Consider the following 13,693-nt stretch of genomic DNA (forward strand, 5'->3'; position numbering starts at 1 on the left):
CATGAAAACAAAAATCGCTAAACATTTATTACAGATTAAAGCCGTCTCATTAAAGCCAGATGAACCATTTACATGGGCAAGTGGCATCAAATCACCAATTTACTGTGACAATCGACTTACACTTTCATATCCAGAAGTAAGAAACGATATTGCTCAAGGATTAAAAGATGTGATTGACACACATTTTAAGCAGGCTGATATCGTAGCTGGGACTGCAACAGCAGGTATTCCACATGCTGCACTTGCGGCAGACCGACTTGGTTTACCTATGTGTTATGTCAGAAGTAAACCAAAAGCACATGGGAAAGGAAATCAAATTGAAGGGGTCGTATCACCTGGACAAAAAGTAGTTGTAGTAGAGGATTTAATCTCAACTGGAGGCAGTGTGCTTGAGGTTGTAGATGCGCTCAAGGCAGAAGGTTGTGATGTATTAGGAGTAGCTGCAATTTTCACATATGGGCTTCCGAAAGCGACAGCCGCATTTGAAAAGAAAGGCATACCGTATGTCACACTAACAGATTACGATACGCTCTCTGACGTGGCGCTTGAGCTTGGTGCTATTCAAGAGGCGGATATGAATAAATTAAAGCGTTGGAAACAAGATCCTGCGTCCACAACATGGATGGAGGAAACTGTTCAATGAGCTGTGCGATGATAGCACAGCTTTTTTGTAGGTCACCCCATGTTAAAAAATAGTAAAAAAGACTCAAATTGATAAAAAACTAATCCTATCAATAAAGTCGGGTTGACTTTTGTTTGAATTGTGTTAATATTTAATACAAATTAAAAATCTTATCCAGAGAGGTGGAGGGACTGGCCCGATGAAGCCCGGCAACCTGCTATTTGAGCAAGGTGCTACTTCCTACAAAATGAGTCTATTTTGAAAGATAAGGAATTTGTGAGCTTCCTCATCTTTCTTTCGGAATGAAAGGAAGTTTTTTTATTTTAATGGTGAGGAGGAAGAGGGGATTGAAGTGAAGCAGAACAATTATGAAGAGCTAATGAAAAGCATGGACTTTGGATCAAACACATTGATTGTTCATTCAAGTAGAAAAAAATGAAAAAATTCGGCTGAAGTAGCAGCATGATACGTGCGAAATTTACAATGCTCCGGAAGGGGAGAAAAAATGTTAACTTATGATAACTGGGAAGAGCCGTCCATTACATTTCAAGCGGACGATACGTATAAAGGGGCACTATCGGTATTAAAGTGGGCATATGGACATTATGGTGATCAGCTGATTTATGCATGTAGCTTTGGCATTGAAGGTATTGTATTAATTGATTTGATTCATAAGGTGAAAAAAGACGCGAGGATCGTTTTCTTAGATACAGGACTTCACTTTAAGGAGACATACGATACGATTGATGCGGTCAAGGAAAGATATCCAGGTTTAGATATTGTTCTTCAAACACCTGAACTTACTGTGGAAGAGCAAAATGAAAAACATGGCAACGAGCTTTGGGAGACAAATCCACAAAGCTGCTGTCATATGAGAAAGGTCATTCCGCTTCATCAAGCGCTGTCAGGTTATCCAGCTTGGCTGTCAGGTTTAAGAAGAGAGCAATCACCGAAAAGAGCGGGGACAAATTTTTTGAATAAGGATGAAAAGTTTCAATCTGTAAAGGTATGTCCTCTCATTCATTGGACATGGAAAGATATTTGGAGATATACGTCTAAACAAGAACTTGCGTATAATCCGTTACATGATCAAGGTTATCCAAGTATCGGCTGTGCACCATGTACACAACCGGCCTTCACAGCGGAAGACTTGCGTTCTGGCAGATGGACTGGTACGGCTAAGACGGAGTGTGGATTGCATGAATAAGGGAGAGTATTAATGGAAATCGCCGCGATTTTATTCAGTCTATTTTTCGCCCTAAATATTGGCGCAAGCGGAGCGGCAGCTTCTATGGGAATTGCCTATGGATCAGGTGCGATTAAAAAACCTATTTATGCACTCGTTTTTTGCGCATTTGGTATTTTAACAGGCTCTATCATTGGTGGAGGCGAGGTCGTCAAAACCATTAGCTCAGGCATTATGCCACAGTCTGTGATTACGCTTGAGATCGTTTGTATTATCATTGCATCTGCTGCGTTATCATTATTTATAGCGAATTTAATTGCGATTCCGCTATCAACAAGCGAAGTGACTGTTGGGGCAGTGGTTGGTGTTGCCATTGCGTACAAGGTGTTGTTTGTCAAATCAATTTTAGTGATTGTCTCTTTTTGGATCATCATTCCGTTTTTTGCATTTGCTTTCACTTATATCATGATTAAGCTTTCGGCGCTTCTTCCAAAAAGAAAGTTGTCAAAAAGAAGTGCAGGCATTCTTTCGATCATATTAATTATTAGTGGCTTTTTGGAAGCTTTTTCAGCTGGTATGAATAATGTTGCAAATGCGGTTGGACCTCTTGTTGCTTCGGGTGTCTTATCAGTGGGGCAAGGAACGCTTTACGGTGGTTTATTTGTGGCACTTGGTGCACTACTGCTTGGCAGAAGAGTTCTTGAGACAAACGGGAAGAAAATCACACGCTATCAAACAGGAGAAGGCATCTTGTTATCTAGTACAGGAGCAAGTCTCGTGATGGTTAGTTCCATATTCGGTTTACCCGTCCCATTAACACAAATTACATCCTCATCCATTATCGGACTTGGGATGGCAAAAAGCGGACCTAACATCTTTCATAAGCAAGTTGTGAAGAAAATGCTGAAAGTATGGATCGTATCTCCGTTTCTTTCATTAAGCTTATCCTACTTATTAGTCAGTCTGTTCTTAAAGGGAGACTATTATTCTATTTTTATCATGATAAGTGTCTTGTTTGCCTCTATAGGCGCTATTAGCCTAATGAAGGTTGTCAAAAAAGAAAGTAGCTCCATTCACGAGCAGGGCGGCGGAATATAACCTTAAATCTGACTATTAAGATCTAATAACTATGAACACTGAGAGGAAGATAAACAAATGAGTTTAGCACCACATGGTGGAATTTTAATTAATCGTATCAATGAACATTATGATATAAGTACTGTTTCCAAAGAAATTGAGCTAGATGCCATTTCATTTGCAGATCTTGAGCTTATTGCCATTGGTGGTTACAGTCCAATTGAAGGATTTTTAACACAAGTAGATTATGAAGCGGTTGTTGACAAGATGCGTCTAGCAAATGGAATCGTTTGGTCACTTCCAATCACACTGCCAATTTCAAAGGAAAAGGCATCAGACATCCATCAAGGAGATATCGTTCGTCTTTCTTATCATGGGACAGTTTACGGTGTGATAGAAGTCGAGGATCAATACACCCCAGATAAAGAAAAAGAAGCAGTGAATGTCTATAAAACAAATGATCAAAATCATCCAGGGGTAAAAAAGCTATTCGAACGTGGCGATACGTATATTGGCGGGAAAATTACACTCATCAAACGTAGTGAAAAACCGTTTCCGCAGTTTACATTTGAACCAGAAGAAACAAGAAGACGTTTTAAAGAGAATGGTTGGAAGACGATTGTTGGCTTCCAAACGAGAAATCCAGTTCATCGCGCACATGAATATATTCAAAAGACAGCACTAGAAACAGTGGACGGTTTATTCTTGAACCCGCTCGTTGGTGAGACGAAATCAGATGATATTCCAGCTGACGTCAGAATGAAAAGCTATCAAGTTCTTTTAGATGGCTATTATCCTAAAGATCGTGTCTTTTTAGGCGTATTCCCGGCAGCGATGAGATATGCTGGACCAAAGGAAGCTATTTTCCATGCACTTGTGCGAAAAAATTACGGATGTACTCATTTTATTGTGGGTAGAGATCATGCAGGTGTTGGCGATTACTACGGAACTTATGAAGCACAAGAGTTGTTTGAACAATTCACAAGTGAAGAAATTGGCATTACACCACTTAAATTTGAGCATAGCTTCTATTGCAATACATGTGAGGCAATGGCAACACCAAAAACCTGCCCACATGATAAGAGTCAGCATGTCATCCTCTCTGGTACAAAGGTCAGAACAATGCTTAGAAATGGTGAATTGCCACCGAGTACATTCAGCCGCAAGGAAGTTATTGAAACATTAATTCAGGGCCTGAAAACGACCGTATCTTGAGGAGGAAATGACATGAGCAACCAACATATAGTATGGCATGATGCTTCGATTACAAAAAAAGAATATCAAGAAAAAAACAATCATAAAAGCGGTATTGTATGGCTAACCGGTCTTAGTGGCTCAGGGAAATCCACCATTGCGAATGCTGCGGCACGTGATTTATTTGAACAAGGGTATCAAGTCACTGTTCTCGACGGGGACAATGTTCGTCACGGTTTAAATAAAGACCTAGGATTTTCAGACGATGATCGTAAAGAAAATATCCGCCGGATCGGTGAAGTAGCCAAACTTTTTGTAGAGCAAGGAAACATTGTGATTACCGCATTTATTTCACCATTTCAAGAGGATCGAGAAACGGTCAGACAGCTTGTTGAAGAAGGCGAATTTCATGAAGTTTTTGTGAAATGTGACTTAAATGTGTGTGAAGAACGTGATCCGAAAGGGTTATATAAAAAGGCAAGAAGCGGGGAAATTCCATTTTTCACTGGTATCGACTCTCCTTATGAAGAGCCTGAAAAACCTGAGCTTGTTCTCAATACGGGAGAGCAAAAACGAGAAATATCGAAACAGCTTCTTGTCGATTATGTAAAGGAACAAACAAGATAATCGCCTGATAGCAGGGGGAGAATACAGATGGGGAAAGTATATATTGTTGGTGCCGGACCGGGTGATCCTGAATTAATTACACTCAAAGCCCTAAAGGCGATTCAACAGGCAGATGTCATTTTATATGATCGTCTTGTTAATCAGGACATTCTCGCCCATGCCAAGCATGACGCACAATTGATCTATTGTGGGAAGTTACCGAATCATCATACGATGAGGCAGGAAGCCATCAACACATCACTTGTGACACATGCACAAGAAGGCAAGGTTGTCGTTCGTCTAAAGGGGGGAGACCCCTTTGTTTTTGGCAGAGGAGGCGAAGAAATCGAGTGTCTCACAGACCATCATATTCCATATGAGGTAGTGCCTGGGGTGACGTCTGGCATTGCTGCTGCTGCATATGCAGGGATTCCAGTTACCCATCGAGAAGTCAGCTCAAATGTCGCTTTTGTCACAGGACATTATCAAAAGGATGAGCATTTTGAAGAGAAGTGGAAGGCACTAGCGACAGGCATTGATACGCTGGTTATATATATGGGCGTGAAAAATGTAAAAAAAGTGCAAAGGCTACTTTTGGAAAATGGCAGAGATCAAGCGACACCAGCCGCATTTATTCATTGGGGAACAACGAGCCACCAAGTGACAACTTGCTGTACAGTTGGCACCCTTTCTGAAACGGTTGAAAAGGAAGGGATTGAGCATCCAAGTCTCATTGTCGTTGGAGATGTCGTCAATTTCCATCATAAATTAAGTTGGTTTGAACCAACACGCTCAGCAGAAGGGACATAAACTCGGTGAAAAGACACGTATTTCGATCGTGTCTTTTCCTTTGAGTAAAGAAAAGATTGGTCATCTTCGATATGTGACTTTTCAGATGAAAGCTTATATAATGAACCAAAACTTAAATGGTGGCAAGGGGGAGAACGATGAAACAAGCAGTGCTTTATGTAGGACATGGAAGCAGGGTGAAGCAGGCGCAGGACAAGGCTATTTCTTTTATGAGAAGCTGTATGCCTCATATAGATGCAGAGATTCAAGAGATTTGTTTTCTAGAGCTAACAGAACCATCGATTGAAGAAGGGTTTGCAGCATGCGTAAGGCAAGGAGCAACACATATTGCGATTGTTCCACTTCTTCTTTTAACCGCCATGCATGCAAAATCGGATATCCCAGAAGAAATTCATCAAGTGAAAAGTCGATATCCACATGTAGTGGTGACATATGGAAGACCAATTGGCGTCAATCAAGAGGTGACAAAAGCCGTTGTGACTAGAATAGAAGAAGCGGGCTATCAAGATGAATGTGCGCGCATCGTTCTCATAGGGAGAGGGAGCTCAGACCCTGATGTGAAGAGAGATATATGTGCTATTGCAGAAGAAGTTCAGGTGATGAAGCCATCCGCACAGGTCATTCCTTGTTTTATCACTGCGTGTGAGCCTCATTATCAGGACATTTTAGCAGGTTTAAATGAAGCGGATGATTCTCCTGTATATTTAGTACCATACCTTCTGTTTACGGGGATCTTAATGAAAGAGATTGAGGCAGAGGCATCTAAATTGAAAGAGCGTATAAAAAACGTAAAAGTGTGCAGATACATTGGTTTCCATCCACATGTTAGGGCTGCCTATATTGAACGAGTGAAGGAAACCATTGATAACGAAAAAGGAGTATTTCATTTTTCAGGAGAGACGTATGCTGCCAGTTCATCTTGATTTAAAAGAAAAAAGCGTACTCATTATTGGCGGCGGAAAGATTGCATTTAGAAGACTAACCACCATACTACCCGAAACGAAGCGAATTACAGTGGTAAGCCCTGAGCTATCAGATCAAATGGAGCAGCTAATCACGATGCATCAGCTTGTGTGGAAAAGAAAATCGGTTGAACGTGAAGATTTAACTTCCGCCTTTTTGATCGTGGCAGCGACAAATGATCCAACAGTGAATGAATGGGTGACAAAAATCGCTCAGCCCCATCAGCTTGTGAATTGCGTGAGCCAGGCTGAATTAGGATCAGTCATCATGCCTAAAATCATAAGAAAAGGCAGAATCGTCATTTCAGTTTCTACTAGCGGTGCAAGTCCTACGCATACGAAACGCCTTTCAACAGAGATCGAGTCACTACTCCAACATGAAAATACGGATGAGCTTGAAAGGCTGTACAAACAGCGAAAAGAACGCTCATGATCAATAAAAAGCACCCCAGATGTTAGACACAGTCTAGCAATTGGGGTGCAGTTTTTTATTTTCTAAGCTTTAAAACAACGTCCTCATCAGGTGTGACAAACAAGGTTTGTTGCTGGTCGTAAGTCACAAAGCCAGGCTTTGCCCCATTAGGTTTTTTCACATGACGTATTTTCGTATAATCCACTGGAACTGCGCTTGATTCTCTTGCCTTTGAAAAATACGCAGCGATCTGTGCTGCTTCTAACAGCGTTTGTTCATCAGGTTCTTTATCTCGAATGACGACATGTGAACCAGGAATATCCTTTGTATGAAGCCAAATATCATCACGAGCAGCTGCTTTTGTCGTTAAATACTCATTTTGTTTGTTGTTTTTACCTACCAAAATGATCAACCCATTTGATGATTCATAAGTTTCAAGTTGAATAGGGGTCTGTTTCTTCTTTTTCGGATGTCGTTTTTGTTTTGCCCGCAAATACTTTCCTTCAACAAGCTCTTCCCTTATTTCTTCTAAATCCTTCGGTGATGCTGAGGAAAGCTGCTGAATCAATTCATCAAAATAAACAATTTCTTCGTTTGTCCGTCTCATCTGCTCCTGAACGGCCTGTACCGCATTTTTTGCTTTTTGATATTTTGTGAAATACGCCTGTGCATTCTCGGATGGCGTTTTATTTGTTTTTAGTGGAATGGTGACTTCACCATTGTTTTCGTCATAATAATTAATGACTGTCGCTTCTTTGTCGCCCTTTTGAATGGCATATAAATTGGCGGTCAAAAGTTCACCATATAGCTGAAATGTGTGGCCGTTTTGCGATTCCTCTAGTGTTCTTTTTAGTTTCTTCAGCTTATTTTCGTTCTTTTTCTTCTCATTCATCACAAACCGCTCCAGATCAGCCGCCTGCTGTTTTACTCTGTCCCTCTCAGCCTTTCCGAAATAAAACCGATCGAGCAATTCGCTGAGTGTATCGAACGTTCTCGCTTCCTCGTCTAAGTGCTTTAAAGTGAGCAAATAAAAAGTTTCTTTTGCCTCTTTTTTCGTTAGCTGAGGTGTAAATGCGTGGCGACGAACCAGATCAAACATCTCAAGGAGTACATTTGGGAGTGTTTCTTGATTAGCCAGCCCTGCTCGATGCACTGCCTCTTTGGCAAAGAGCGGAGAGACCCCTGAGAAGGTATTGACAATTTGATTTTCGAGCTTGCCTTCTTGGAATCGTAAATGCTTTAAAATATCTTCTTTTGTCACTGTTAGCGGCTGCAACTTATGTTGTGCAGGCGGAAGGATATATTCGTGTCCAGGTAGGACCGTTCGATAACTATTCATTGATGGAGAAAGATGCTTTAAACCATCAATAATCTGCTCTGATTCTCCGTCAACAAGAATGAGATTACTGTGTCGTCCCATAATTTCAATATAAAGCTTGCGAATTTGTTCATCCCCAATTTCATTTCTGCTCCTTACATGAAGGACGATGACACGATCTAAACCGATTTGTTCAATCCGATGAATAAATCCTCCCTCAAGGTGCTTGCGCAAAAGCATACAAAACATTGGTGGTTCACTAGGATTTTCGTAGTGGTATCCTGTTAGCTGGACTCTTGCGTAGCTTGGATGAGCAGATAGGAGAAGCTTGTGATTGGCTCCATGTGCTCGAATGTGTAAGATCAGCTCATGCTTATAAGGTTGATGAATTTTAGAAATTCTCCCACCTGTGACCTTCTCTGTTAATTCATTTGTCATACCATATGTAAAAATGCCGTCAAATGACATGTTGTATACACCCTTTTCTTAAACACAAGTTTGCTGAAGAACCAACGTACCTTTGTTCTTTAGACAGTCTTATTATTATAGCATGATTTGGGACGAGTCTGAATAAACTGGCTTATAGAACACTGCATAAGAGAGAGAACAAAAGAGGAGTGGACGAGGTTAAATGAATTGGCATGAACTGAACCAGACCGATTTATTAAAAACAATGAATACATCGATAGGTGACGGACTGTCAGAAAAAGATGTACAAAAGCGACTGGAAAAGCATGGACAAAACGAACTCCAGGAAGGAAAAAAAGCTTCAGCAATTGTTGTCTTTTTAGCACAGTTTAAAGACTTTATGGTGCTTATCCTGCTCGCTGCTACGATCATCTCTGCTTTTTTAGGTGAATATATTGATGCAACTGCTATCGTTGCCATCGTGCTGGTTAACGGATTGTTAGGTTTCTATCAAGAGCGACGGGCAGAAAAATCTCTACAAGCACTTAAAGAGCTATCAACCCCGCACGTTTATGTGAGAAGAAATCAAGAGTGGATGAAAATACCCTCTAAGCATTTAGTTCCAGGAGATATTGTTAAATTTTCGAGTGGAGATCGAATTGGTGCAGATATTAGATTGCTAGAAACAAAGAGTTTAGAAATTGAAGAATCTGCGCTGACTGGTGAATCCATTCCAGCTGTGAAACACGCAAACCCACTTTCATCTGACCATGTCTCACTCGGAGATTTGACGAACATGGTATTTATGGGAACGCTTGTGACAAGAGGGAGCGGTGTAGGTGTTGTCATTGGTACAGGAATGAGCACTGCTATGGGAAAGATTGCGGGTATGCTAGAATCTGCAGGTAATATGGAAACCCCTCTACAAAGACGGCTTGAACAGCTTGGGAAAATTCTCATTGTCGCCGCATTACTTCTAACTATTTTGGTTGTCGTCATGGGGGTTATTCAAGGTCAGGACTTATATAATATGTTTCTGGCAGGTGTATCACTTGCGGTAGCGGCTATTCCAGAAGGACTTCCGGCAATTGTGACAGTTGCGCTCTCGCTTGGTGTTCAGCGCATGATCAAACAGAAATCAATCGTCAGAAAGCTTCCGGCAGTCGAAACACTTGGCTGTGCTTCAATCATCTGTTCAGATAAGACTGGAACGATGACACAAAATAAAATGACCGTCACTCATATTTGGGCTGAAGGAAAGACGTGGCATATTTCTGGGACGGGTTATGATCCAACTGGCGATTTTACACTGAATGGACAACACGTTCTTGTAGATAAGCAGCCGACACTACAAAAAGTACTGTTATATGGCGCGCTTTGTAATGCGTCTTCTATCGTTGAAAAAGATGGTGAGCTCAGGCTTGATGGTGATCCGACTGAAGGTGCACTACTCACTGCTGCCCGTAAAGCAGGTTTTTCTGAGCAATTTATTGAAGCGGGATTTCGAATAATAGAGGAGTTTCCATTTGATTCAGAAAGAAAAATGATGTCAGTTGTCGTAGAGACAAATCAGAAGGCGCGCTATGTCATAACAAAAGGAGCGCCAGATGTCCTCATGAATTGCTCTAGTCATATCGTGAGTGAAGGGCGCACTGCTATTTTTACAAAAACGCATAGAAATGAAGCGGAAGAAGCGATTAAAAGCCTTGCGAGACAAGCACTCAGAACAATCGCTATTGCCTATAAGAAGGTTGAACATAACGAGAAGGTGACTTCCTGTCATCAAGCAGAAAAGGAACTGACATTTATTGGCCTTGAAGGGATGATTGATCCACCGCGCCCCGAAGTGAGACGTGCTATTAAAGAATGCCGAGATGCCGGCATTAAAACAGTGATGATTACAGGTGATCATGTTGAAACAGCAAAGGCGATTGCTAAAGATTTAAGATTGCTCCCAAAGCAAGGGAAGGTTCTAGATGGGAAAGCCTTAGATCACCTAACGCAGCAAGAGCTAGCGGAAGTAGCGGATGATGTGTATGTATTTGCCAGAGTGTCTCCTGAACACAAATTAAAAATCGTGAAAGCCTATCAAGAAAATGGACATATTGTCGCCATGACAGGTGATGGTGTGAACGACGCACCAGCGATTAAGCAGGCAGATATCGGCATTGCGATGGGTATTACTGGGACAGATGTTGCCAAAGAAGCCTCCTCACTTATTTTATTAGATGATAACTTTGCGACGATCAAATCGGCGATTAAAGAGGGGCGAAACATCTATGAAAATATTCGAAAGTTTGTCCGTTATTTGCTTGCATCAAATGTAGGTGAAATTTTAGTGATGTTATTTGCGATGATTCTTGCTCTTCCGCTGCCATTAGTTCCGATACAGATTTTATGGGTAAATCTTGTCACAGACGGGCTTCCAGCCATGGCGCTTGGAATGGATCAGCCTGAAGAGGATGTCATGAAACGAAAGCCCCGAAATATGAAGGAAGGCATCTTTGCTAGAGGACTCGGCTGGAAAGTTATATCAAGAGGGTTCCTTATTGGGATTGCGACTCTTTTAGCGTTTATGTTTGTCTACCACCGCGATCCAAACAATCTTCAATATGCCCAAACAGTTGCATTTAGTACACTCGTTCTTGCACAGCTCATTCATGTATTTGATTGTCGTAGCGAGAAATCAATTTTTGAACGCAACCCATTTGGAAATGTTTATTTAATTGGTGCTGTATTGTCTTCTCTCTTACTTATGTTTGTCGTGATTTACTATCCGCCACTTCAACCAATCTTCAAAACAGTTGCGATCACACCGGTTGATTGGCTCCTTATCATCGGAATGTCCGCATTGCCAACTTTTTTACTGGCAGGATCACTTTTGACAAGAAAAAAATAGTTCGTTATGGTATAATTTTGAGGTAATAGTGTCTGCTATTACCTTTTTCATTTTATTAATATGAAAGAATTGGGTGTTTTTACATGATACGCAGTATGACGGGATTCGGGCAAGCGAGTAAAACGGATGGAGAACTGACAGTGTCAGTTGAGTTAAAATCGGTCAATCACCGTTTTAAAGAAGTTCATGCCCGCTTACCGAGGCCGCTTCTATATTTCGAAGATACGTTAAAAAAAATCATCCTGAACCATGTTCAGCGTGGAAGAATTGAGCTATTTGTTTCGGTTGAAGGCGGAAAGCTTGCATGTCGGTCACTTCAAATCGATTGGACTTTGCTAGATGAATATGTGAAGGTCGCAAAAGATTTTGAAGAACGCTATCATATTTCGGGTATCGAGCATGCAAATGAACTACTTCAGCTTGAGCATGCGATTCAAGTTGAAGAGTCAGTCAGCCGCAATGTGCAGCTTGAAGCCTTATTAAAAGAGGCTTGTGAGGAAGCTGTTTTAGAGCTCTGTTTGATGAGAGATAGAGAGGGCGAGGCGTTACAAAAAGACTGCGAACTCAGACTGTCAGAGCTTAAAGCTTTTGCGGAGGAAATTGAAATGTTTGCTCCTGATGTCGTGAGCCAGTATAGAGAGCGGCTTAGCCAAAGAATGAAGGAATGGACACAAGAAGCAATTGATGAGAGTCGCCTTGTAACAGAGGTTGCCATTTTTGCAGACAGATGTGACATCACAGAAGAGGTTACTCGGCTAAAAAGTCACTTTTTGCAATTTCAGCAGATATTGTCTAATGGAGGCGCTGCCGGACGAAAGCTTGACTTTCTCGTGCAGGAATTAAATCGTGAAGTGAACACAATCGGTTCGAAAGCAAATCATCATCACATGACGAAGCTTGTTGTTGAAATGAAAAGTTCTATTGAAAAAATAAAAGAACAAGTGCAAAATATAGAATAGTCATTGTGTATGCTGTTTACAGCGCGTCTCTTTAGGCGAGACTAGAGACGTTTATCCATACAGGGGGACGAAAGAAGATGACCATAAAGTTGATCAATATCGGATTTGGAAACATCATTTCTGCGAATCGGATGATTTCGATCGTCAGTCCGGAATCTGCACCGATTAAGCGAATGATTCAAGACGCAAGAGATCGAGGCATGCTCATAGATGCTACATACGGAAGAAGAACCCGTGCTGTTGTCATTATGGACAGTGACCATGTCATCTTATCTGCCGTTCAGCCTGAGACTGTCGCACAAAGACTTTCTGTAAAAGAAGAAATTATTGATGAAGGGCAGGGGTAATACGCCATTATGAAAGAAAGAGGACTATTAATCGTTCTCTCTGGACCTTCGGGAGTTGGAAAAGGAACGGTAAGACAAGCTATTTTCTCCCAGGAAGATACGAAATTTGAATACTCCATTTCTGTTACAACTCGAAAACCACGTGAAGGTGAAAGAAATGGTGTAGATTATTTCTTTAAAACCAGGGAAGAATTTGAAGATATGATGAAGCATAAGAAACTTTTAGAATGGGCGGAATATGTTGGTAATTATTACGGCACGCCTGTTGACTATGTGGAACAGACACTTCGTGAAGGAAAAGATGTTTTCCTTGAAATCGAAGTGCAAGGCGCTCTTCAAGTAAGAGAAGCATTCCCGGAAGGTCTCTTTATTTTCCTTGCACCGCCTAGTCTTTCGGAACTTCAAAACCGCATTGTGACTCGTGGGACTGAATCTGAAGAGCTTATTCAAAACCGAATGGCTGCGGCAAAAGAAGAAATTGAAATGATGGATGCATACGACTATGTTGTTGAAAACGATGATGTCGAGCTTGCATGTGAAAGAATTAAAGCGATTGTTCTTGCGGAGCATTTGCGCAGAGATCGAGTCGCACCAAGATATAAAAAAATGCTGGGGGTAGAATAAACCATGTTAGATCCGTCAATTGACTCACTGATGAACAAATTAGATTCAAAGTATACACTTGTAACTGTATCTGCACGCCGGGCGCGTGAAATGCAAATCAACGAAGACCAACAGATCGAAAACACGAAATCTTATAAGTATGTAGGTAAAGCACTTGAAGAAATCGATGCTGGTATTTTGACATTTGAAAGAGAAGACCAAGAATAATCGAATCGTTTCTACCATAGCAGATACTGTATGCTTCAAAAAGTCAAAACTATGATTGGTTT

General features: G+C 41.2%; 14 protein-coding genes and 1 riboswitch. Of the genes, 13 read left to right on the forward strand and 1 reads right to left on the reverse strand.

Annotation, left to right across the window (positions count from 1 at the left end; genetic code table 11):
- Nucleotide 1: 1 nt before the first annotated feature.
- The 8 genes from pyrE to ACQKEZ_RS13505 all read left to right on the forward strand — a co-directional run bounded on the left by pyrE (nt 2) and on the right by ACQKEZ_RS13505 (nt 6,890).
- Nucleotides 2-643, forward strand: coding sequence for an orotate phosphoribosyltransferase (pyrE, locus tag ACQKEZ_RS13470; RefSeq protein ID WP_427301528.1), 642 nt, complete (start codon nt 2-4; stop codon nt 641-643).
- Nucleotides 644-789: 146 nt separating this feature from the next.
- A riboswitch (SAM riboswitch) is annotated at nt 790-894 on the forward strand.
- Nucleotides 895-1,127: 233 nt separating this feature from the next.
- Nucleotides 1,128-1,829, forward strand: a complete 702-nt coding sequence (locus tag ACQKEZ_RS13475) for a phosphoadenylyl-sulfate reductase (RefSeq protein ID WP_427301529.1) — start codon at nt 1,128-1,130, stop codon at nt 1,827-1,829.
- A 12-nt stretch (nt 1,830-1,841) separates the two neighbouring features.
- Complete coding sequence (locus ACQKEZ_RS13480) at nt 1,842-2,906, forward strand: inorganic phosphate transporter (protein WP_427301530.1); 1,065 nt, start codon at nt 1,842-1,844, stop codon at nt 2,904-2,906.
- 57 nt (nt 2,907-2,963) lie between these two features.
- Nucleotides 2,964-4,100 carry a sulfate adenylyltransferase gene (gene sat, locus ACQKEZ_RS13485; protein ID WP_427301531.1) on the forward strand — a complete coding sequence of 379 codons (1,137 nt, stop codon included), beginning with the start codon at nt 2,964-2,966 and terminating at the stop codon, nt 4,098-4,100.
- Between the two features lie 12 nt (nt 4,101-4,112).
- Entirely contained in the window at nt 4,113-4,706 is a 594-nt protein-coding gene (gene cysC, locus ACQKEZ_RS13490; RefSeq protein ID WP_427301532.1) for an adenylyl-sulfate kinase, read from the forward strand.
- Nucleotides 4,707-4,733: 27 nt separating this feature from the next.
- Nucleotides 4,734-5,495, forward strand: a complete 762-nt coding sequence (cobA, locus tag ACQKEZ_RS13495) for a uroporphyrinogen-III C-methyltransferase (RefSeq protein WP_427301534.1) — start codon at nt 4,734-4,736, stop codon at nt 5,493-5,495.
- Between the two features lie 137 nt (nt 5,496-5,632).
- Nucleotides 5,633-6,418, forward strand: a complete 786-nt coding sequence (locus ACQKEZ_RS13500; protein ID WP_427301536.1) for a sirohydrochlorin chelatase — start codon at nt 5,633-5,635, stop codon at nt 6,416-6,418.
- Nucleotides 6,399-6,890: a precorrin-2 dehydrogenase/sirohydrochlorin ferrochelatase family protein gene (locus ACQKEZ_RS13505; RefSeq protein WP_427301538.1), complete on the forward strand. Its 492-nt coding sequence runs from the start codon at nt 6,399-6,401 to the stop codon at nt 6,888-6,890. Before ACQKEZ_RS13500 ends, ACQKEZ_RS13505 begins: the two co-directional genes overlap by 20 nt.
- A gap of 55 nt (nt 6,891-6,945) precedes the next feature.
- Here ACQKEZ_RS13505 and ACQKEZ_RS13510 read toward each other — a convergent pair whose 3' ends face one another.
- Nucleotides 6,946-8,655: an Rqc2 family fibronectin-binding protein gene (locus ACQKEZ_RS13510; protein ID WP_427301539.1), complete on the reverse strand. Its 1,710-nt coding sequence runs from the start codon at nt 8,653-8,655 to the stop codon at nt 6,946-6,948.
- A gap of 163 nt (nt 8,656-8,818) precedes the next feature.
- On the opposite strand from ACQKEZ_RS13510, the gene ACQKEZ_RS13515 reads away from it, so the two are divergent.
- The 5 genes from ACQKEZ_RS13515 (at nt 8,819) to rpoZ (ending at nt 13,631) form a co-directional block, all read left to right on the forward strand.
- The gene (locus ACQKEZ_RS13515) at nt 8,819-11,494 is read left to right on the forward strand and encodes a calcium-translocating P-type ATPase, SERCA-type (protein WP_427301540.1); all 2,676 of its coding nucleotides are present in this window, start codon (nt 8,819-8,821) and stop codon (nt 11,492-11,494) included.
- 83 nt (nt 11,495-11,577) lie between these two features.
- Nucleotides 11,578-12,453, forward strand: coding sequence for a YicC/YloC family endoribonuclease (locus tag ACQKEZ_RS13520; protein ID WP_427301541.1), 876 nt, complete (start codon nt 11,578-11,580; stop codon nt 12,451-12,453).
- A gap of 77 nt (nt 12,454-12,530) precedes the next feature.
- A complete protein-coding gene (gene remA, locus ACQKEZ_RS13525) occupies nt 12,531-12,800 on the forward strand; it encodes an extracellular matrix/biofilm regulator RemA (RefSeq protein WP_008344898.1) in 270 nt (89 codons plus the stop codon).
- Between the two features lie 9 nt (nt 12,801-12,809).
- Nucleotides 12,810-13,424, forward strand: coding sequence for a guanylate kinase (gene gmk / locus ACQKEZ_RS13530; RefSeq protein ID WP_427301542.1), 615 nt, complete (start codon nt 12,810-12,812; stop codon nt 13,422-13,424).
- Between the two features lie 3 nt (nt 13,425-13,427).
- Nucleotides 13,428-13,631 carry a DNA-directed RNA polymerase subunit omega gene (rpoZ, locus tag ACQKEZ_RS13535; protein WP_427301543.1) on the forward strand — a complete coding sequence of 68 codons (204 nt, stop codon included), beginning with the start codon at nt 13,428-13,430 and terminating at the stop codon, nt 13,629-13,631.
- The last annotated feature ends 62 nt before the right edge of the window (nt 13,632-13,693 follow it).

Source organism: Bacillus sp. NPDC077027, assembly GCF_050269555.1.
GTDB lineage: Bacteria > Bacillota > Bacilli > Bacillales > Bacillaceae > Bacillus.

Coding starts and splice junctions, on each gene's coding strand:
- pyrE (WP_427301528.1), top strand. CDS start 2: ATGAAAACAAAAATCGCTAAACATTTATTACAGATTAAAGCCGTCTCA.
- ACQKEZ_RS13475 (WP_427301529.1), top strand. CDS start 1,128: ATGTTAACTTATGATAACTGGGAAGAGCCGTCCATTACATTTCAAGCG.
- ACQKEZ_RS13480 (WP_427301530.1), top strand. CDS start 1,842: ATGGAAATCGCCGCGATTTTATTCAGTCTATTTTTCGCCCTAAATATT.
- sat (WP_427301531.1), top strand. CDS start 2,964: ATGAGTTTAGCACCACATGGTGGAATTTTAATTAATCGTATCAATGAA.
- cysC (WP_427301532.1), top strand. CDS start 4,113: ATGAGCAACCAACATATAGTATGGCATGATGCTTCGATTACAAAAAAA.
- cobA (WP_427301534.1), top strand. CDS start 4,734: ATGGGGAAAGTATATATTGTTGGTGCCGGACCGGGTGATCCTGAATTA.
- ACQKEZ_RS13500 (WP_427301536.1), top strand. CDS start 5,633: ATGAAACAAGCAGTGCTTTATGTAGGACATGGAAGCAGGGTGAAGCAG.
- ACQKEZ_RS13505 (WP_427301538.1), top strand. CDS start 6,399: ATGCTGCCAGTTCATCTTGATTTAAAAGAAAAAAGCGTACTCATTATT.
- ACQKEZ_RS13510 (WP_427301539.1), bottom strand. CDS start 8,655: ATGTCATTTGACGGCATTTTTACATATGGTATGACAAATGAATTAACA.
- ACQKEZ_RS13515 (WP_427301540.1), top strand. CDS start 8,819: ATGAATTGGCATGAACTGAACCAGACCGATTTATTAAAAACAATGAAT.
- ACQKEZ_RS13520 (WP_427301541.1), top strand. CDS start 11,578: ATGATACGCAGTATGACGGGATTCGGGCAAGCGAGTAAAACGGATGGA.
- remA (WP_008344898.1), top strand. CDS start 12,531: ATGACCATAAAGTTGATCAATATCGGATTTGGAAACATCATTTCTGCG.
- gmk (WP_427301542.1), top strand. CDS start 12,810: ATGAAAGAAAGAGGACTATTAATCGTTCTCTCTGGACCTTCGGGAGTT.
- rpoZ (WP_427301543.1), top strand. CDS start 13,428: ATGTTAGATCCGTCAATTGACTCACTGATGAACAAATTAGATTCAAAG.